At 48.0% G+C, this 19863-nt stretch carries 17 protein-coding genes; 5 read left to right on the top strand and 12 right to left on the bottom strand.

Going from position 1 to position 19863, the window contains the following annotated elements:
- Positions 1-521 precede the first annotated feature (521 nt).
- The 3 genes from QUB70_RS21360 to QUB70_RS21350 all read left to right on the top strand — a co-directional run bounded on the left by QUB70_RS21360 (position 522) and on the right by QUB70_RS21350 (position 3076).
- Entirely contained in the window at positions 522-1235 is a 714-nt protein-coding gene (locus tag QUB70_RS21360; protein WP_332983288.1) for a PspA/IM30 family protein, read from the top strand.
- 9 nt (positions 1236-1244) lie between these two features.
- The gene (locus QUB70_RS21355; protein WP_332983287.1) at positions 1245-2192 is read left to right on the top strand and encodes a phosphate ABC transporter substrate-binding protein; all 948 of its coding nucleotides are present in this window, start codon (positions 1245-1247) and stop codon (positions 2190-2192) included.
- 245 nt (positions 2193-2437) lie between these two features.
- Positions 2438-3076: a lysophospholipid acyltransferase family protein gene (locus QUB70_RS21350; RefSeq protein ID WP_332983286.1), complete on the top strand. Its 639-nt coding sequence runs from the start codon at positions 2438-2440 to the stop codon at positions 3074-3076.
- A 245-nt stretch (positions 3077-3321) separates the two neighbouring features.
- On the opposite strand, the gene QUB70_RS21345 is transcribed toward QUB70_RS21350, so the two are convergent.
- From QUB70_RS21345 to QUB70_RS21305, 9 genes are all read right to left on the bottom strand, one after another.
- The gene (locus QUB70_RS21345) at positions 3322-3912 is read right to left on the bottom strand and encodes a YdcF family protein (protein WP_332983285.1); all 591 of its coding nucleotides are present in this window, start codon (positions 3910-3912) and stop codon (positions 3322-3324) included.
- Between the two features lie 1227 nt (positions 3913-5139).
- Positions 5140-5970, bottom strand: a complete 831-nt coding sequence (locus tag QUB70_RS21340; protein WP_332983283.1) for a GUN4 domain-containing protein — start codon at positions 5968-5970, stop codon at positions 5140-5142.
- A 389-nt stretch (positions 5971-6359) separates the two neighbouring features.
- Entirely contained in the window at positions 6360-7502 is a 1143-nt protein-coding gene (locus tag QUB70_RS21335) for a hybrid sensor histidine kinase/response regulator (RefSeq protein WP_332983282.1), read from the bottom strand.
- Positions 7503-7652: 150 nt separating this feature from the next.
- On the bottom strand, positions 7653-10316 hold the full coding sequence (locus tag QUB70_RS21330; protein ID WP_332983281.1) for a GAF domain-containing protein: 2664 nt from the start codon (positions 10314-10316) through the stop codon (positions 7653-7655).
- A gap of 829 nt (positions 10317-11145) precedes the next feature.
- The gene (locus tag QUB70_RS21325; RefSeq protein ID WP_332983280.1) at positions 11146-12279 is read right to left on the bottom strand and encodes a glycosyltransferase; all 1134 of its coding nucleotides are present in this window, start codon (positions 12277-12279) and stop codon (positions 11146-11148) included.
- A 330-nt stretch (positions 12280-12609) separates the two neighbouring features.
- Positions 12610-13266: a DUF4291 domain-containing protein gene (locus QUB70_RS21320; protein ID WP_332983278.1), complete on the bottom strand. Its 657-nt coding sequence runs from the start codon at positions 13264-13266 to the stop codon at positions 12610-12612.
- A 9-nt stretch (positions 13267-13275) separates the two neighbouring features.
- Positions 13276-13578, bottom strand: coding sequence for a hypothetical protein (locus QUB70_RS21315; protein ID WP_332983276.1), 303 nt, complete (start codon positions 13576-13578; stop codon positions 13276-13278).
- Between the two features lie 245 nt (positions 13579-13823).
- Positions 13824-14972 carry an NAD-dependent epimerase/dehydratase family protein gene (locus QUB70_RS21310; RefSeq protein ID WP_332983275.1) on the bottom strand — a complete coding sequence of 383 codons (1149 nt, stop codon included), beginning with the start codon at positions 14970-14972 and terminating at the stop codon, positions 13824-13826.
- Positions 14973-15083: 111 nt separating this feature from the next.
- Positions 15084-15674 (bottom strand): chromophore lyase CpcT/CpeT, encoded by a 591-nt coding sequence (locus QUB70_RS21305; protein ID WP_332983273.1) that lies wholly within the window; start codon positions 15672-15674, stop codon positions 15084-15086.
- Between QUB70_RS21305 and QUB70_RS21300 the strand changes: the two genes are divergently transcribed.
- The gene (locus tag QUB70_RS21300) at positions 15666-15806 is read left to right on the top strand and encodes a hypothetical protein (RefSeq protein ID WP_332983272.1); all 141 of its coding nucleotides are present in this window, start codon (positions 15666-15668) and stop codon (positions 15804-15806) included. The two genes, QUB70_RS21305 and QUB70_RS21300, sit on opposite strands and share 9 nt — an antisense overlap.
- Before the next feature lie 26 nt (positions 15807-15832).
- On the top strand, positions 15833-15991 hold the full coding sequence (locus QUB70_RS21295; protein ID WP_332983290.1) for a KTSC domain-containing protein: 159 nt from the start codon (positions 15833-15835) through the stop codon (positions 15989-15991).
- 352 nt (positions 15992-16343) lie between these two features.
- On the opposite strand, the gene QUB70_RS21290 is transcribed toward QUB70_RS21295, so the two are convergent.
- From QUB70_RS21290 to QUB70_RS21280, 3 genes are all read right to left on the bottom strand, one after another.
- Positions 16344-17171 carry an ABC transporter permease gene (locus QUB70_RS21290; protein ID WP_332983270.1) on the bottom strand — a complete coding sequence of 276 codons (828 nt, stop codon included), beginning with the start codon at positions 17169-17171 and terminating at the stop codon, positions 16344-16346.
- Positions 17172-17178: 7 nt separating this feature from the next.
- On the bottom strand, positions 17179-18093 hold the full coding sequence (locus QUB70_RS21285) for an ABC transporter permease (protein ID WP_332983269.1): 915 nt from the start codon (positions 18091-18093) through the stop codon (positions 17179-17181).
- An 81-nt stretch (positions 18094-18174) separates the two neighbouring features.
- Positions 18175-19863: iron uptake porin (locus QUB70_RS21280; RefSeq protein WP_332983268.1), on the bottom strand; the 1689-nt coding region annotated here is incomplete at its 5' end.

Genomic DNA, 19863 nt, shown 5'->3' with positions numbered 1-19863 from the left:
TTTCATAATTTCAGAAATCGCGTATTAGCTTGTTTTTCTGATTAGATAAAATTATCACCACAAGTTCAGGAGAGCCGAAAATATTTAGTAAAAATGTAGATATCGATCGACTCTTCGGGGCGATCGACAAATCCTGATGTACACTGGGCGTAAAAACCAAGCTTATCTGGTGTTTGTGTCAGGAACCTTAGCCTGAAGGCATAAGGCTTGAAAGAGAAATCTAGAAAGCCATCCTGACCAGCCTCAGTCTCTGGCAGACTACGTTTTTGGAGTCATGACACCCTGGGATGCGAAGCTAGTCCCTTGCTCTGTCGCTGAAGGTTAAACAGTTCTAAGGTCACTGGAACAGTGCCTTCAGCCGAACAAGCTCTTAAAACCTTGGCGAAGCTAACTTAACTCCGCAAGGAGAACGAGGCAACCATACCTCGACGGAGGGGCAACCATACCCCTCCACCCCGCGAGGGGATTCAATTCAATGTAAAGCCGTCCTAAAACGACGGGGTTTCAAACCCATAGTTCTGATGAAAAAAGTCCTTTACTGGTTGATGGGCGACAAGGCAGGCAGAACCATAGTAGGCGCCTGGAACTGGATGTGGGGACTGCCCGTAGAATCCGGCGGTAAGGTGTCGGTGGCGGTGGCCGAAGAGTCGCTGCGATCGATGCAAGAATCAGTGCAAAAATTAGCAGTAGCAGTCTCCACCCAAGTTGCAGCGTACCAGCGCGCCAAAACTAAATATGAAGAAAAAGTTAGGGAAATGCAAACAACCGAGCGCCAAGCCATCACAGCCCAGCGCAACGGCAACGAAGAAGCTGCCCGCTTGGCAATGTCTAAGGTAATTCAGACAGAACAAATCCTGCCGCAGTTGGAAGCCCAAGTAAAACAGGCCGAACAGTACGTCAACGCTTCCAAAGACAAGCTAAATCGAGAACGGACGAAGCTGGAAGCCTACAAAACTGATATGCAAAATATGAAAGATATGGCAGAGATTAACGAAGCCCTCGCAGCCATATCCAAAGTCAATAACGACCTCAGTATCGATTCAGCTCGATCGCAATTTGACCAAGCCAAAAACGCCGTCCACAACCGCAACATCCAACAGCAAGCTTTAGCAGAGCTATCTGAAAACCCCCAAGAAAGACTTCAGGCAGAATTAGAAAACATGACCTTAGACGATGAAGTTAATCGCAGGCTGCAAATGCTAGACGATTCCAACAACAAACAACTTCCCAACTAAGGAGAATTTATGGCTAAGAGCGGGCCTCCCCCCATAGTTTTTATTCTGTTATTTCTGTTGCTCGCCGGTGGCGGTTGGTTCTTTTTTCTCAACAAACCAGCGGCACAGGATGCTAATAATCCCTCCACTCCCCCAACACCCGCAGGCGGTGGTGGTGCTTCGCCCCTTCCGAGCGCACCCGCAGCCGGGGGTGCTGCGCCTGTTGCCGCTAGTTTCTTTGCGCTTCCAACTTCCGTACCTGCGGGCACGGCCGTGAGAATTGACGGTTCTACCAGCATGGTGACAATCAATCAGAACCTCAAGAACGGCTTTCAAGGCAAGTTTTCCGGCACTACAGTCGATGCCAAAGCAAATGGTTCTGCAAACGGAATTAAGGATTTGGTGGCGGGAACAGCCGATATTGCAGCGGTATCGCGACCTTTGACGGCTCAAGAACAAGGTCAGGGTTTGGCAGCGGTACCCGTTGCCCTAGATACGATCGCCCTTGTAGTCGGCATTAACAACCCCTTTACAGGAGGTTTAACTTCGGCTCAAGTGCAAGATATTTTCAAGGGAAATGTTCAAGATTGGTCAAAAGTAGGCGGCACGGCGGGTCCGATTAAGGTGATAAATCGACCCGAAGTTAGCGGCACTCACCAAACGTTTAAAGAACAAGTGCTCGGAGGTGGGGAGTTTGGCACGGGGCCGAATATCACTAAGCTTGATCGAGATGCGACAACTCCCCTGCTGCAAGCTTTAGGTAATAACGGCATCGGCTATGCGACTTTTGCTCAAGTAGTCAATCAGAAAACGGTGCGGGTGGTTCCTGTCAACGGTGCGACGCCCGATGCTGGTAACTATCCTTACAAGCGGCAGTTGTACTACGCCTACAAAAATCCTCCCAGCCAAGCGGTTAAGGATTTCTTGGGTTACGCGACTTCGCCTGATGGACAAAAAGCCATGCTAGCTGGAAATTGAACTCTTGCAAAAAATTCGCCAGAATAAATTCTGGCGCTACACAAGCTTGCAAAGCGGTTTCAACCGCCGAATCATCTAACAGCACGACACGGATACACTGATGATAGTCAACTTAGCCAATTAGCTAAACAGTCCGATCGCTGGGCCTATCCGTGTATCCGTGTCAAAATCCGTGTAGTGCTACTGTTTTGATTGCTGAACTGATAGGCTAATATTCGATGTAATTTAAAATTTCAGGTTTTTCTGTGAGTAAAAGTCGCGAACCAATCGAAAGTTTACTTCTCTACTATTTATTCAAGTGGTCGATTGTCAGCCCGATGCTGCACCTCTACTTTCGCGGCCGCATCTACGGTGCAGAAAATGTTCCGACCGAAGGGCCGCTGGTGGTAGTCAGCAATCACGCCAGCGATTTTGACCCGCCGATTTTGTCTAGTTGCATGAGGCGGCCGGTCGCATTTATGGCGAAGGAAGAGTTATTTAAAGTTCCTATTTTGAAGCAGGCAATTACGCTTTACGGTGCTTATCCAGTGAAGCGGGAAAGTGCCGATCGCAGTGCAATTCGCTCGGCTATCCAGTCTTTGGAAAAGGGCTGGGCGACAGGTGTATTTTTGCAAGGAACTCGCACCCCTGACGGCAGAATTACTGAACCGAAGTTAGGTGCTGCACTGATCGCTGCTAAGGCTAAAGCGCCGCTGTTACCTGTTAGTTTGTGGGGAACTCATGCGATTTCTATCAAAGGTTTGCTAGTGCCGCAACCGGTGCCGTTAACTATACGAATTGGCAAGCTAATTGAAGCGCCCGGTTCCTCGGATCGCGAGGAGTTGCAAGCGCTGACTCAAAGATGTGCGATCGAAATTAATGCGATGCACGATTTGGGTCGCTGATGCAGCTTGAAGGATGTTTTGTATAATTTATATCGTTTCCGGTTGCATCGGAATAATAGACCTCTTGCAAAAATCCTTTTCATCAATTAATGGGACGGGCTCTGGGGCCCATCCCACAATAACAATTAAAATTGTAAGTTATTTAATTCGCGATCCTTAGCGGTTCGTTAAATCGCTCTAGAAAACAAGTTTTAAAACCAGAGAGAATGGCAAAAAATTAACACTTGCTCAATACTTTCCTGGGTTTATTCAATTCTGCCTTGACTGAAGTTAGCACCTGTATAACCGGTTGTCAGCCAAAGAATAGCTCTAGCGCCGTCGCGAACAGCTTTTTGTATCGGTTCGGGGGTTCGACCAGACGGAACTGCCACAGGCTTGAAACTAATGCCTCGACTGCCGAGCACGATTTCGCCGATAATCTGAGCTCGCCGCATATGATCGTCTGAAGTGATCAGATACACGCTCTCAATCCCTCTAGCTTTCAATTCATCTACCAGGGTGGTAAAATTTGTTACCGTATCCACCGCTCTGTAGTCTAAGTGCAGGCGATCGGACTTAATTCCCGCTTCTGAAAACACCCATTCTGCGAACTCTGGATTGCTCCCAGAAGACACCCAAATCGGCAATTCAGGATAGTTGCGAGCAAATTTGGCTGCAAACACCTCTCGCTCCGTAGCCCCACCTAGAACTAACAAAGCTTGGGGTCTGTGAAATTCGCTCTTAAGCTGCTGATAGCCAAACCAACAGGCCATCAAAAGTCCTACTAGGAACCAAAAACTGCGTGAAGTCTTCAAACGCTTGTAACGCCGCGTGTTTGAATTGATTCTTAACCACATCTAAACCTATAAAAACTTTGCATAGCTGACACAGGAACCATAACAAAAAATACCGCACGTACAGCCCACTAACAGGAATTAAAAATTAAAATTTAAAAAAGGGTCAGGGGATTTGAGATTTGAGATTTGAGATTTGAGATTTGAGATTGACTCTACAGGTTGTGTTGGGGGCTTAAACTCAGGTCAGGGGAGGGGATTTGAGATTAATATCAATTCCGTTAGCATCGGAATGATATAAACGGAGGAAACGGCACTGCCGTTTCCCTACAATCGATCGTGGTAGGGAAACGGCACTGCCGTTTCCTCTATATCATTCCGGTGCAGCCGGAATTGATATAGAGGACACCTTTGGGTGAATTCGTTAGCGGATATGCAAAACAGAAGGGTCAAACTCAGGCTTCACCCTTCTGCTTTTAGTTGTTCTCGATTTTTAACGGGACTGGCCGGAGTCGAACCGGCGACCTAGCGCTTCAGATTTGTGTGAGTTTCCCCACTCTCTGGACTATACCTTCACCATAGGCTTGCAGCCTTTAGGCGGTGGCCGTCTAGTCTCTAGACCTTCCTGATTTCAATAATAGCGATCGCATAATCGCTATGAACTCAGGCTTGGCTTGGTATTGCCTTAGAGTCATAGGAACCCATGAACTCTTTAGGTTTCACCGAGTTTGACCACATTCACTCCCAGAGTTTCCTCGCAGGGTGCCCGATTCTTCAGGAGGCGCTTGCTCTATCCATCTGAGCCACAGCCCCAGTTGCTGAACCGTTTTGATTATAGCAGCTAATGTCGATTTTGAATTTTTTATAAAAAATACCCTGAAAACCCTGTGACTTTAGTCCAGGGATGAAAGGGCATGGCAGGATTTATCCTGCCTATCACATATACCAATTGCACAAATGTCTGGCAAGTGTGCTATCGTCAAAAGAGTCGAAAGTTGCGAATTTTGAGAAATCAAGTATCTAGCTTAACAGCAGTACGGATGCTCAAAATAATTAATCACAACCAATACTAAGATTCTGAACCGATTAAATCGTCAGTAAAAGACGTTAAAACCTACCCCCGGACTGGAGGAAAGTCACGACCGAGGCAGCTCCTTGTAAGACGCTTGATAGCAGACCGCCATTTTTGGCAAAAGGATTGCGCCCGGAAACCCTGGCAATAGGGATATTAAGGCTGGAAAGTCTTAAGAATCCCCGTCGCTTTAGCGCGGGGAGTGTCAATTTGGATGATTAGGGAGCGCAAGTTGCAAGTTTCGCAGCGATGCGGGCAAAGTTTTCTGCTGCGGTGAGTTTACCCGCACCGTAACAGGCGCGCTGTCTCCATGCGGTGACGGGGAGGTGTCCGGGGGGAGCATTTTCGTTGAAGGAGAGCTCGCTGTAATATTTCCAATTTTCCTTGACTCGCCAGCCGACTCGATCGCAAAATTCAGTATAATTTGCCTCGGTACTTTCCCAAATCTGCTGCTGCACGCTCAACCCGAACCGCCCGCTGCTGTATTGTTGCCAAAGTTGGTCGATCGTGCGAAGGTCTGTAGGAGGACAACTGTCAATATCGGCTGCACTCAGCCAGCCTTCATCTTCCCTGAGAGTAATTTGCAGCAAGATTTCCCAAGTATGTTCGTCAGCTTTGCGCCATTTTCCGGTTTCTAACAGCTTTGTCAGTTGCCGGTAATCCATCCCCACTTCGGAAAGTGCCGGAGTTTTGTCGGGTATGGCGCCGATTTTGTCTTCCAGCCTTCGTAGAGTGCTGACAATGAATTCGGGGTTTAGTTGTTCGAGGCGGTACAAAACCCATTCTAACTGAGATTGAAGGTAGGTGCGGGCGATCGCACCTTGCTGCAATTCCTGTTGCAACTCGTCAAATCGCGCTGACCAATTTTGTTGATTGCGGGCCAATTCCCACATTTGTTTTGCCCACTGCAATCTAACTTGTTCTTTTTTTAAATAAGTTTTGGAAGGCTTAGCACGCTGCGCGTAGGGAGTCAAATCCCAGCAGCAAATTGAGCAAAACTCTGCTTTTTCTTCTATGTATTCAGCACCGCACACTGGACAGTTAGACATATAGCCTTCAGTTGACAGTTGACAGTTGACAGTTGACAGTTGACCGGAAGATAGCGACCTCTACCTGGAAGGAAGAGGATTGGAGTAATGAATAGTCTTCTTTTAATTTCTCCCGATCGGGCTTTGGGCTTTAAACCAATTCTTTCTGGTAAATTCCGTGACCAAGTAATTATATGACATCGGTATAATGATTTTCCGGTTGCATTGCTTGCGGAGACGATCGCACGAGCGGTATCATGGCGATCGAGCGCGGATTGGAGACTAATTATCAGTGGCAAGATGCGCCGAAAAGCAGCCGACAATTACAATACTCCTATTGCAAACATTCGCTCTTTTATCAGGAAAGGCATCTGCGTTAATCTGCGTTAATCTGCGGTTTCCCGATCGCTCTAACAAGGCAAGCGAATAGTAAACAAACTGCCTTGGCCCAACTCAGATTTTACCTCGATCGTGCCGCGGTGAGCTTCGACTATTTGGCGGCAGAGGTGCAGTCCCAAACCTGTACCGGATTTCTTGTGAGTTCCCGGGCCGAACCTTTCAAATAACTTTGCTTGTTCGGTGGGAGAAATGCCGGCGCCGGTGTCTTGGATTTCTATGATTACCCATGCCAGCGGTTGGTTTTTGAAGCTGGTATAAGCAGGTGAATTGGCAGCTTTTAAGCGGACATCTATTGAGCCGCTGTCGGTGAATTTAATCGCATTTCCGATTAAATTTGTCAGCAAGCGGTGCAGTTCCAGACGATCGCCCGGATACTTCGCAATCGGAGCGCTTTGTGCACTTTCACTCAAGTCTAAATTCAGCGACAAACTTTTAGCATCGGCTAGGGGAGCTAGTTCTTCAGCTACTTCTGCAATAAGCTGGCGCAAGTCCACGGGAGCGAAACTTAGGGATTTGCGGCCTGCTTCGTAGCGGTAGACTTCCAGCAGCATATTTACCATCGCGATCAGGTTTTTGTTGCTGCGAACCATCGTCCCGAAAGCGTCGCGCATCGGAAGCGAGATTTCTCCCAAAGCCCCCTGCTGCATTAAGGTTAGCATTCGATCGGCGGCTACCAGGGGCGTCCGCAAGTCGTGAGCGAGTCGGGAGACAAAATCTTCGCGCTGGAGGGCGATCGAATTTCGTTCGTCTACGCTGTGTTTGAGCCGCAGGAGCGATCGCACCCTCGCCAGCAGTTCGTCCATTTCCACGGGTTTGCGGATGAAATCGTCTGCTCCCATGTCCAGTCCCTGGACTACGCTCGCACTGTCGTGAGCTGTGATCAGCAAAATCGGGATAAAGGGCAATTCCTTATTTTGTCGCATTCGCTGCGTGACTTCGTAACCGTCCATTCCCGGCATCATTACGTCTAGCAGTAACAAATCCGGGGCTGACTTGTCAATTTGGCTCAAGGCCGAAAAGCCGTTATCGGCCGTGCTAATGTCGTAACCTTCTTCTTCCAGAATTGTCTGCACCAACAAAACATTATCTGGTGCGTCATCTACCACCAGAATGCGATCGGCTTTTGTGGCATTCGGAACAGATAAATAATTCATTTTATTGTTGGCCTGGAAATAAATACTAACTTTAATGTGCCATCCGATTTATGTTTTCACATTTTGCCACTTGTTAACTCTGTCATTAGGAAGATATCAAAACTTTATCCAATCTTTTTACATTTTGGCACTCGGATGTGATACAATTTACTACTTTGTTGTCATAGTATGCACGCCGTCCCAATCGTCGGCCGGGGGCACTTGCAAATAGCTGAGGGATCGGTCAATGTGAACTTCCACAGGTCGATCGCTCGGTCGAATCGCTAAAGCCGCCTCAAAAAAACTAATAGCTTTCTGAAAATTTCTAGCAATATAAGCATCCCGACCGTTGCTGTAAAGTTCCAAAAAATTTTGGGTTTCCCCGTCCAGAGGGTCAGCACTATTTTGCATCAACTCGTAAATGCCGATCGGCTGATTTTTGCCTTTAACCCGCACCTTGTCCAACTCTCGCACCCAAATGCGATCGCTGCACAAACTGTAAGTAAATTCGCTCAAAATGATATCGCAGCGGTACTCCTTTGTAAGCTGTTCCAAGCGCGAACTCACATTCACCGCATCGCCGATGACCGTGTAATCCATCCGCTTTTCGGAACCAATATTTCCCGAAACCACCTCTCCCGAACTAATTCCTATTCCGAAGCAAAACGGATCTTTGCCGGGGCGAGAATCATTAAACTCTTTCAAACGCCGGCGCATATCTAAAGCCGACTGAACCGCCATCCAAGCGTGACTTTCGGGAGGATTCAGCGGCAGGGGCGCGCCAAACACCGCCATTAAAGCATCGCCGATAAACTTGTCTAAAGTACCTTCGTAGTGGAAAACGGCCTCCACCATCGTCTCAAAATACTGGTTCAGCAGGGATACCACCTCCGACGCTCCCAGATTTTCGGTCAGGGTGGTATAGCCGCGAATGTCAGAAAATAAAATAGTAACTTCTTTGCGTTCGCCCACCATCAGGGAGCCTTCGCCCAATGCCATCACTTTATCTACGACTCCGGGAGTCATGTAGCGGTACATAGTATTTTTCATCCGCTTTTCGCGGCTGATGTCTTCGAGCACCACTAAACCGCCGCGCACGCCGCCTTCTGGATTGAGCAGCGGGTTGACAGTCAAATTCAAACTGCGTTCAATTACTTTAATTTCAGAGGCGGGGATGGGAAGCGGACAATAAGGGTGATATAGCGCAGAATTGGGCAGCGAAAATAGAGATTGAGAATTAGCTAATTCTGTTAGCGCTACTTCTTCAGTCCACGCACTGTTTTCGCCCCAAGCATAATAGAAATCAGGGTTTTCAGGATCTGGCACTGCCAAAATATAACTTTCTGCTTCTGCTTCTTCTGCTTCTTTTTGTTGGGAATTTAGGGGTTTTTCCACCAACAGTCCTACAGTTAAACTTTGTTCGGGAACGTAATGTCTGGCAGCATTCTTGAGACTGTCTTCCAGTCGAAATTGCAAATTGTCGATCGGCACTACTTCCCAAACATAGCGATTAACAAGTTTATCTTCCCAAATCTGGGGATTGTGTTTGCTTTTAGCTTGATTTACCGGACAGCCCAACAATTCTAGCGCTGCTTCGTTGATCGTCACAACTCGCCCCTTCAAATCCGTGGAAATTACTGCATCAGAAAGACTTTGCAGCATATCTTTCTGATACTGCTTTTCCACCATCACGTTCTGAAACAGTTGAGAATTTTGCAGCGCCATTCCCGCTTGAGAATTAAACGCTCGCAAAAACTCTTCATCGGAAGTAGTGAAAGTGCCTTGGTTCTTATTAATTAACTGAGTCACCCCGATCAGCTCACCTTTAGCGTTATGCACTGGCATACACAAGACAGTCCGAGTGCGGTATCCCGTTTGCTTGTCTGTAGAGGGGTCAAAACGGGGATCGTCGTAAGCATCTGTAATATTTAGACGTTGACCGGTCGAAGCGACGTAGCCAGCAATTCCCTTATTAGCAGGAATGCGGATTTCCATCATCGTTTTGCCGTCGGCCTTTGCGACTTTTGTCCACAGTTCGTTGGTTTCCCGATTCAACAAAAATAGCGTGCTGCGATCGGCCTGCATCAAGTCCCGCGCTTGATCCATGACAGCGCGCAAAGTTGTTTCCAAGTCAAGACTTTGCCCCAAAGTAGTGGTGGCTTTCAGGAGGGCGGCAAGCCCTCGCTGGTTGCGGGCCACGACGTAGAAAGACTGACAGCTTTCGAGAATAATCCCGATCGAATCAGCAAAAGCCTGAAACTGCTGTTCGTCTTCCTCGGTAAAGGGCACATTACCAGCTTTATTTAACAGTCTGACCACTGCTACTGGTTCGTGTTGGCTCTTGCTGCTAAAAATCGGCATACAGAGAATAGTGTTGATGTGGTAGCCCGCAGGTTCATCAACTTCGGAACTAAAATGCTCGTGATCGCGAGCTGAAGCAACATTGACTAATTCTCCGGTAGTTGCGACGTGGCCTAAAATGCCTGCATCCATCGGCAAGCGAATTTCGACATCTATGCCTGTGCTAACATCGACGGTTTTGTGCCAAAGTTGATTTTTGCTGGGGTCAACCAAAAAAATTGTTGTCCGGTCTGCTTGCAGAATTTGACCAATTTTGACAGTGAAGGCATCTAACAGTTGCTCTAAGAGAGATTCGAGTGCTTCATTGTTAATCAGGTCCATCGCCCGGATAAATTGCTGAAATTCAGCCGTGATAAAGTCCAGCAGGCAAACTAATTCAGGAACTGGCAGGCTCTTAACACGCGAGGTCAATGCCCCCATAAAATTGACTTGACTCAGTGTAGCCAGAACGCTACCAGCATTGGAAAATGTCATGATTAACTGCTTGCTCAGAGGGGGGTAGGCTGACCCGCAGGTCGATCGGGGAAGAGATTCTGTGGCGGTGCAAACTATTTAAGTTGTTTGCTTTTCCTGCCGGCACTCGGTTGTCGCTTTGATGAATCGTGAGTTTAAAACAGGCGGACGCAACTTGAGTTTGCTTGTTATGTATGCTCGATCGATTGTTTTTGTTTGCAACCTCGATACTGATGAGGGTTCGTCCATTAAACCTTAACTTGAGTTCGGAACACTGCCAGCCTGAAAATGAGCTTCGAGGCTTTCGTTCGATCGAGCGCCGGCCGTGTAGATTTGACGCTCTGTGCTCGGCTGCTGCGCGGTGTGACTGTTTTAGCGCACTTGGCGACCGTATCCGGTCTGGTGAAGGGCGCTATTATGTCGCGTGTGCGAGTCATTTACAAAGCTACTCATAGTCTAATGGTAAATGCAACAGCAGGATAGCTACGGTGTTCTAAGTAGCTAAAAATTGCGATCGGTCTTTGAGGAAGCGCGTTTTTGCTACAAACTGACGGTTGGGGCAGCAAAGCTAATATTAGTTTCCCAAAAAATGCAACTACAGGCCCGCGATCCAAACCCATACAGAATAAGTCATTAGCAATCCTTCAATTCTTTAATCTCAAATCTCAAATGGCATAAGCTGTCCGTGCTGTTTAAAGGCGCGACAGTATTGTAGGGTGCGTCAGCCCTATCTTGTTTCCCTTGCTTAGTAAGTGTTCTAGCTGACGCACCCTACAGGCCTCGTTAGTGGTTTAAATGTCGAACAGCTTAAGCTGTCCGTGCTGTTTAAAGGCGCGACAGCTTATGCCATTTAGGCAGCCGAGGGCATGGACTGGGCAAATACCACCGATTGATAGTAGCGTCGCAGTTGTGTGGCGGCGGCGGCCCAACCCCAGCGTTCAGCTTCAAGGCGAGCGTTTTGGCGCAGGGTTTCCCGTTCTTCGGGATTTGCAAACAGACGCTTTGTGGCAGCTAGGGCTCCTGCTTCATCGGCGGGGTCAAATAAATATCCGTTAACGCCGTCAGTGACAATATCGGGAATTCCGCCGCTGCGCGCCGCCACTACGGGAGTCCCCGCAGCCATTGCTTCTAGGAGCACCAAGCCCAGGGTTTCGGTGCGAGAGGGAAAAATGAAGGCGTCGGCAGATGCGTAAGCAGAAGCCAATTCTTGCCCCTTGAGGTAGCCGACAAAATTGGTAGGGGTGCCGGCAAAATATTGTTCGAGGGTTTGCCGGTGCGGGCCGTCTCCGACTAGGGCGAGGCGGGCGTCGGGAATGGCTGCGAGGACTGGTTTGATGCGTTCGATTTCTTTTTCTGCACCGAGGCGGCCGACGTACAGCAGCAGGGGACTGTCTGGGTTATTTTGAGAAAGGCGCGATCGCATTTCTCGACTCGCCAATTCGGGGACAAACATTTCAGTATCTACGCCCCGCTGCCACAAGTCTACTCGCTCAATGCCGTGGGTTCTCAATTCCTCCACCATTGCTGTGGAAGTGCACAGATTCAATTCTGCTTGGTTGTGAGCTCCTTTTAGCAGTTCCCAGAGCAAAGGTTCGAGGACTCCGAAACCGTAGTGGTGCAAGTATTTGGGTAAATGGGTGTGGTAAGAAGCCAAAATCGGAATGTTGAATTTTTTGCCGTAATATATACCGCCCAATCCCAAAATTGCGGGATTGACAACGTGAATAATATCCGGTTTAAACTGCTCTAATTGGCGACCGACAGCCGGAGAAGGAAGTGCCATTTTCAGTTCCGGGTACATCGGCAAAGGCAAACCCTCCACACCGTAAATTCGGGCGCCTTTGTATTCTTTAATCCCGTAATCTGGAGAAAATATCAGAACTTGTTCGCCCGATCGCTGCAAGTGATCTACAGTGTGAATCAGCCTGGTAACAATGCCGTCTATTTTCGGCAGAAAAGTTTCAGTGAACAGAGCAATTTTCATAAAAGGAAGGAAGGTTCGGCAACGGATTTTGTAACGGATGTAACGGATGAATGATTGAGTAAGGATCGCGAATTAAATAATTTACACAATTTTGTGGGATGGGCGTCCCGCCCGTCCTTTCTGCACGGGCGTCCCGCCCGTCCCACAAGAAGCATAAAAACTGTAAGTTATTAAACTTTCATTAGACCTCTTGCAAAAATAACTAGGACGGGCAAGATGCCCATCCCACAAAATTTTTTTTCTTGTGGAATGGGCCGGAGAGCCCGTTCCAGAATTTGATTAAAAGGATTTTTGCAAGAGGTCTATTCATAAGAGGGAAGAAGGCTTTAGTTATTCTTGATATATTGTTGGCGAAATCGATACTCCCAGTCTTTGGCAAACGTCGGGGTTAGTAACAGGATACACTGTCTCGGAGGGAGTAAGTAATTCCGGGCGAGAATCTCCTAGAGATTGATGCTGTTGCTGCACGAATTCTGAAATATCCTCGATGTTAACAATCCATTCTCGCGCGTAACTGGCTAAAACACTGCCGCGCAAACCCAGTTGAATTGCCCGCCGTTCCAGTTTCGCGCCGCTGGGATGGTGGTCTGGGTCCCATTGCAGCCGTACAGCCGAATTTTTAACAGCTTGTTGCCATAATTTTTCGTTTCCATACACTGCTGGAACGAACTTAGAATGGACAGCGGATGCTAAAATTTCGTCAAAAGCCGATCGCTTCAGCCAAATAGCCAGAATTACTTCTTGTCCGGGTTTTGTTCCCCATGCCGATCGATACATCATCCAAAGAAAGTTTGGCTTAATCCAACTCATGCGATTCAGACTAAATTCGCCCCCGAAATAACCTTGTTCCGCTGCAAAAAGACCGATCGCCGGACGGTAGGCTTGGTACACTACAACGGTATTTTCGTCAAATTGTGCCAGAATGTGACGACCTGTTTTCGGCCATTTACTTGCCTGGTTTAAGTATGGTTCGGTTCGCAGATTCATTGCCACTAATTACGATCGAGATTTTTCTGGGGGCAGCATACAAATGCCGTGAATTCCGATCGCTCCAATTATCCCACCTAAAAGCAACCCTACACCTTCAGCAAAGCAATTAATTCGGTGAATTTCCTGTGCTGTTTTGGCAATTAAGATTTCCCTTTCCCCAGCAGCAGGCGATTGGCTAACTCGGCTGTAATTTTGATAACTCGCCGTCAGTGCAGCCCATTCCGGTATTAAATAATAAGCACAGACTGCACTCGCTGAACATCCAGGCAGAACCACCAAAAGCAACAGAATGAGAATTCGACTTTTCACGGCTTTATTCCTAAAAAAGCCAACAGTAAAAACCTGATGCAATTTTTAAATTAAGCGCAGAGGACGCAGAGAACACATAGCAAAAGATAAAAAAGATAGATATGAAAAAAGTAATCTACAGCGAAATCGATTCAGAACTTGCAAACATTTCTCTTCTCTTCCCTTCTTTTCTCTTACTTCGCGCCCTTCGCGCCATCGCGGTTCGTTAAAAACTCTCTTACCCCGCCGCAGGTAGATACCAGAACTTACTTCCAAGAAACCTTCGGCAAAATCTGATTTTTATCGACGCGGTGCTGGTATTTTGTAGCAAAATTCAGCAGAGAATCGATCAGGGAATCTGAGAGATAGTGCGGCTGCAAACCGAGGTCTAGCAAGTTGGTGTTTTTGGCATTGAAATAATGTTCTTCTTTCTCGACTCTGGGATTTTCGAGGTGGTTGATTTCTACTTTTAATCCCATTGCCGTGCCTGCTTTTTGCACCAAGGAGGCTAAGTCGCCGACGCTGAATAGTTCGGTGAATTGGTTGAAGACGCGGAATTGTCCGGATTCGGCGGGGTTGGCGATCGCTAATTCCACGCACCGCACGGTATCCCGAATGTCCAAGAAGCTGCGGGTTTGTCCGCCAGTGCCGTAAACTGTCAGAGGATGACCGATCGCAGCTTGAATGCAAAATCGGTTCAATGCTGTCCCAAATACTCCGTCGTAGTCCAAACGGTTGATTAGCAGTTCGTCCATGCCGGTTTCATCTGTGAGTACGCCGTAGACGACGCCCTGATTTAAGTCGGTGGCTCTTAAACCCCAGATTTTGCAGGCAAAATGGATATTGTGGGAATCGTGGACTTTGGAAAGGTGATAAAAACTTCCAGGCTGTTTGGGATAGGGTAGTGTATCCTTGCGGCCGTTGTGTTCGATCGTAATGTAGCCTTCTTCGATGTCAATATTCGGCGTGCCGTATTCGCCCATTGTCCCCAATTTCACCAAGTGACAGTCGGGGAAGTCTTCGCGGATGGCGTACAGCAGGTTGAGTGTCCCGACGACGTTATTAACTTGGGTGAGCACTGCGTGTTCGCGATCGATCATCGAAAAAGGTGCCGAACGCTGTTCGCCGAAATGGACTACAGCCTCTGGTGCAAATTTTCTCATGCTTTTGCTGAGAAAATCGTAGTTGGTGATGTCACCGACGAACAAGTCGATCGACTTGCCAGTTAAATCTTGCCATCGCTGGAGTCGTTGCTGAATCGGTGCGATGGGAGTGAGGGTTTCGGTGCACAGTTCCAGATCCCAATGCCGCCGCACGAAGCTGTCGAGGATGCCAACTTCATAACCTCTGTTGGAAAGGTAGAGTGCGGTTGCCCAACCGCAATAGCCATCGCCACCAATAACCAGGACTTTCATAAATCAACGGTGAATCTTGCTTGCCAATACTGGGTTAATGTACCAGGTATTGGTGCATTGTGAACCTTTTATCAAGCGTGTTGTTTGCTAAATCGCCTCTCAGTTTTTGTGTCAAATCTGAATTTCGTCGGCGAAGCTGGCCCGGCGGGTGAATTCAAAGGGGCCGGCCTGGGCTCCCCAGACGTGGGCGTCGGTTTCTGGGTCGCGCCCGCGATCGTGACTGATAAATTTGTCTCCATCGATCTCGAATTCGCTGTCTAGATAGGTGTTTTTGCCCTTTCTGACCACCATGCAGCCTTTTCCGGGTTCAACAAACCCTTTGAAGCTGTTGCCCGTCCAGTGCGTAAGAAAGGTGCAGCCCGGCATTAGTTTAAATTCTGCTTTTTTGAGTTCTTGCAGGCGTTGGAGATCGCGGGAGGCGCCGTAGAATTGTTCTTCGTTTTCTATGGCATAATTTTCGATGTCTATTCGATCGCCCATCGGGACTAATTTTAAAACTCGGACTCGGTACGGTACGTGCAGTTCGATATCGTAGGCTTGTTCTAGGTACAAGCTGATCCCATCCAGAACTTCCACGGGCAAAGGCCTCATGCAGACGCGGATGTGGGCGAAGAAGGGCGGGTTTTCAAAGGCTTGGGCTTGGTTGCTGAAGTCGGCGGCCATCCAGCGGGCCAGGGTGACAGTATCGGTGGAATGAGTCATTTCGATTTTAGATTTTGGATTTTAGATTTTGGATTGGGGAGGCGAGTAAAAGTTATTTTAGGGGAAAGGGTGGCCTATGAGCGGGCGATCGGCTATAAATATTTAGAGAAATGGATTGCAGAATTACCGTGAAACTAGAATTAGTTTAATTTAGCGCTATCCAAGCTGTGGCTTATGACGAAACAACTTCCAAAGTGAAAGTTCTTTTGAATAGCGGCAAGATATGTCGATACTTGGAAGTTCCAAAAACGGTATACTTAGAATTGATGGCATCTGACTCAAAAGGTAGTTATATGCGTTCTAAAATCATTAATTAGACCTCTTGCAAAAATAATTAGGACGGGCTCTCCGGCCCATCCCACAAAATTTTTTTTCTTGTGGAATGGGCCGGAGAGCCCGTTCCAGAATTTGATTAAAAGGATTTTTGCAAGAGGTCTATTGTAGGGTGCGTCAGCCCTATCTTGTTTCCCTTGCTTAGTAAGTGTTCGCTTCTGACGCACCCTACAGGCCCCGCCCGGTGGTTTAAATGCTTAACAGCTTAGCGCTACAGGTTTTGCTTCAAATCCGGCGATCGCTGTCGAACCGGAGATTTTTTAATTTTAGAAACAAAGTAAAACGATCGCAGATTTGCGATCGTCCGAAGGGTATGAGAATTATTGGATGGGAGGTCTACTCGCGCTTGGGCTTGCTCTGATGATTTGATAGATAAGCGATCGCAAATAAAGCAAATCCAATCAATGCAAAGGAGAAAATAGTTGTCAGAGTACCCAAAGCGTATAGGGCAGGAGACGTGACGTTGGTAGTCATTCCAAAGATTTCTAGGGGCAGGGTATTAGTGTCTCCCGACGCCAGAGAAGTGCGCGTGAATTCATCGTAGGACAAGGTAAAACTCAGAAACGCCACCCCAATCACACTAGAGGCAATTAGAGGAAAAACAATTTGCCAAAATGTAGTGGTATCGTTTGCACCCAAGTCGCGGGAAGCTTCTTCATAAGCTGGATTAAACCGCCCGAAAATCCCCAGCATAATTAAGAACGCAAACGGTATAGTCCAGGTGAGATGCGCTCCTAAAGCTGAGGTATACCAGGCATTTCCTAAACCCGCTAAGTTGAACACAACCGCAATCCCTAACGAAATCAAAATACTGGGAACAATCAGGCTAGAAATGGTGAGATAAAAAATCCAATTCGATCCTTTGAAGCGGCTGCGAAACGCCATCCCTGACATGACGCTGGTGATGACGGTCAACACCATAACAATCAATCCCAACGACAGCGATCGCCAGAAGGCATCGGTAAAGTTGCCTACCCGTTGTTCTTCAAATACCGATTGCATCCACATCAAGCTAAACCCTTTCATGGGAAAGGTTAAATTGCCTTCAGGGCCTTGCAGTGACAGAATGAAGACGGCCGACATCGGGCCGTAAAGAAACAAAACAAACAGTCCAAAGAAAGCAGCCAGAAAGTAATAGGATAGCGGGCGTTTTTTCCCTTGCATAATTCCTCTACAGTTCTTTACGAATATCGACAACGCGCAAAATAGCAGACACCAAAATTAGGGTAACAATCAGCAGAATCACTGCATTCGCGGCCGCGAGGGGATATTGCAAACTGCCGATCTGGTTTTTAATCAAGTTTCCTACCGAGGCCACCTGTCCGCCGCCCATCAGCCGCACCGTGGCGAATTCTCCCATCACCAACGTGACGATAAAAATAGTGCCGATCGCAATTCCCGATGCCGACAGCGGCAAAATAATTTCTTTCTGAACTTGAAAGGGCGAAGCGCCTGCATCTTCAGCCGCAGAAACCAGCGCTCGATCGATTCGCATCATGCTGTTGAAAATCGGTGCCACCATAAACAGAGCATAGAGATGCACCATCGCCAAAATCACCGAAAAGTCGGAGAACAGAAACATTTCAATCGGCTTATCGGTGAGGTGCAATCCCATCAATGCCTGGTTGAGCAGCCCTTCCCGTCCTAAAAATGGAATCCAGGAAATCATCCGAATAATATTCGATGTCAGAAATGGAACAGTGCAAATCAAAAACAGAATCGTTTGCCATTTTGAATTCTGAATGTGAAACGATAGAAAGTAGGCAACCGGATAACTGATCAGCAAACAAATCAACCACACAATTGCCGCAAACTTAAATGTATTGAGATAAGTTGCGACTGTGACTTTGGAGGTAAAGACCGTGATGTAATTCGCCAGCGTAAAGCCGGGAACCATCGAATAACCGTTGAAGTTCCAGAAGCTGACGGTGATGATTGCTGCGATCGGCAATACCAAAAACAGCAGCAGCACCAGCGTTTGCGGTGATACCAGCAGGTAGGGTTGAAGTGCTTTCCAGTTGAACGGTTTGGCTCGACTGGGACGGACTGGCGGTGAAGATGTTGGGAGATTTTGAGTTGCTGTCATAAGCTTTCTCCAGGTTAGGTAAAGTGGGTAAACACAAAAAGTGCGCGTTTACCCGCAGGCGATCGTTAGAAATGGAAAGTGCTAGAAACTGAAGCTGGTTCTAATTACACCGATGAACACCGTATCGTTTCCACTATTGTGGTCGGGATTTGTAATCATTACCAAACCGGGTGTAACCGCAATAAAGTCATTGATTTGATACCTATAGAACGCATCCACCATGAAGGAGGTGCTTCTATCCTCAAACAAACTAACATCGTTGCTGGTGACTTTAGAAGGCATACCCAACGTAATGCCGCCTAAGTTGCCTTCTTTCAATAAATCGGGAAAAGCCAGCGCGACAGCCCAGGATTGAACGGTGGCATCGGCACCTTTCGTCACCCCCGACTTAGAAGTCGTGTTGGCCAAATAGTACCAGCCACTCAGGATAAATTTAGGACTGAAGGCATACTGTGCTTCTACTCCGTAGCCATGCGTCAGGGCGTTATCTGTTCCAAAGGGTTGAGCAGAATTTTTGCTGCCAAAGTACCCCCCTGCGGGTGCATTGATGTTGCCATCGTCGTAGGCGTTCAGGTAAGTGAAGGCAATGGCTGCCTGAGACGTGGGTCGAAATGTGACCTGAGCCAAGGCACCGTAGGGGCCGTTGAACAATCCTTGTCCCGGACTGGGATTGTTGGCTGTGGGGTTTCCTGCCAAATAACCGCCGCCAATGTTGATTTTGTCGGTGAGGTTGTAGTTAAAGCCCGCCCCAGAAAGCCCGCTGGGAAAGTAAATGGGACTGCGGAGGGCAAATCCAGTCAGCACCGTATCGTAATCGCCGTCTAGCGGGTGCAATGTCGGGACGAATAAATCCAGGAAGCCTATGGCTTCTAAGAAAAAGGTGCCCCGATCGCCCAACGGAAAGCGATACTCGAGCTGGTTAACTCTCAGCGAATTACCGCCGCCATCCTGAAACGCCAGATTCGCCATTCTTGTGCCAGTCGCATCGGCAAAACTCGGTGTATTGCCGGCTTGCAGTCGGATAATCAGCTTATCTTTGCCCGTGAAGCTGCTGGTGAGAATCAGACGCACCCGATCGGAGAAAATAATGCCGTCGTCCACATCTCGCCCCGAACGATCGGCCTTTTTGTCCGCGCCAAAGGCATTTACCAAGTTGAACAAAACATACCCATTCAGTTTGGTTGTAGTCGAGAACTGATTGCTTTCTAGATTTGCAGTGCGGGCTTCCAACGCATCGACTCGCCCCCGCAGGGTTGCTAGTTCAGTGGCAAATTCTTCTTGCAGCTTTTGCAGAATTACTAGGTCTTCTTTGTTCGCCAAGTTGGCGGTGCCAGCGGCAATCAGTTGAGTCACCTGGTCGAGACAGGCGTTTAAGCCAGCGGCGAACTCGAAGCGCGTCAGGGCGCGGTTGCCTCGATAGGTTCCATCGGGATAACCAGCGATGCAACCGTAGCGCTCGACTAGGGATTGCAATGCCTGAAAAGCCCAATCTGTCGGCTTGACATCTGAAAGCTGGGAAACCGATGTTACCTGACCTTGAAGGCTGTTTTCCAGCGCATAGTCTTGAATCTGTGGCAGGGAATCAACCGTATTGTTACCAGCTAATGGCGCGGGTGCAGAAACCTCAGCAGTTCGGGCTTCGCTGTTTTGAGGCAGCAGGCTTTGTTCTGGGACGATCGGCGACTCGGCAGACAGGGGGTTGTTGTCTGCTACCGAAAGGGGACGATCGCGCAATAATGACGCTTCAGGCAGCGATTCAGTCGCCTTCGC

This window comes from Microcoleus sp. A003_D6, from assembly GCF_036702825.1.
Classification (GTDB): Bacteria; Cyanobacteriota; Cyanobacteriia; order Cyanobacteriales; family Microcoleaceae; genus Microcoleus.
The sequence above is the reverse complement of the archived record's forward strand: the minus strand, read 5'-3'. Positions and strand labels throughout refer to the sequence as shown.

Coding starts and splice junctions, on each gene's coding strand:
- QUB70_RS21335 (WP_332983282.1), bottom strand. CDS start 7,502: ATGAATTATTTATCTGTTCCGAATGCCACAAAAGCCGATCGCATTCTG.
- QUB70_RS21300 (WP_332983272.1), top strand. CDS start 15,666: ATGAGTCATTTCGATTTTAGATTTTGGATTTTAGATTTTGGATTGGGG.
- QUB70_RS21285 (WP_332983269.1), bottom strand. CDS start 18,093: ATGACAGCAACTCAAAATCTCCCAACATCTTCACCGCCAGTCCGTCCC.
- QUB70_RS21345 (WP_332983285.1), bottom strand. CDS start 3,912: ATGTGGTTAAGAATCAATTCAAACACGCGGCGTTACAAGCGTTTGAAG.
- QUB70_RS21325 (WP_332983280.1), bottom strand. CDS start 12,279: ATGAAAATTGCTCTGTTCACTGAAACTTTTCTGCCGAAAATAGACGGC.
- QUB70_RS21305 (WP_332983273.1), bottom strand. CDS start 15,674: ATGACTCATTCCACCGATACTGTCACCCTGGCCCGCTGGATGGCCGCC.
- QUB70_RS21290 (WP_332983270.1), bottom strand. CDS start 17,171: ATGCAAGGGAAAAAACGCCCGCTATCCTATTACTTTCTGGCTGCTTTC.
- QUB70_RS21330 (WP_332983281.1), bottom strand. CDS start 10,316: ATGACATTTTCCAATGCTGGTAGCGTTCTGGCTACACTGAGTCAAGTC.
- QUB70_RS21310 (WP_332983275.1), bottom strand. CDS start 14,972: ATGAAAGTCCTGGTTATTGGTGGCGATGGCTATTGCGGTTGGGCAACC.
- QUB70_RS21355 (WP_332983287.1), top strand. CDS start 1,245: ATGGCTAAGAGCGGGCCTCCCCCCATAGTTTTTATTCTGTTATTTCTG.
- QUB70_RS21360 (WP_332983288.1), top strand. CDS start 522: ATGAAAAAAGTCCTTTACTGGTTGATGGGCGACAAGGCAGGCAGAACC.
- QUB70_RS21340 (WP_332983283.1), bottom strand. CDS start 5,970: ATGTCTAACTGTCCAGTGTGCGGTGCTGAATACATAGAAGAAAAAGCA.
- QUB70_RS21320 (WP_332983278.1), bottom strand. CDS start 13,266: ATGAATCTGCGAACCGAACCATACTTAAACCAGGCAAGTAAATGGCCG.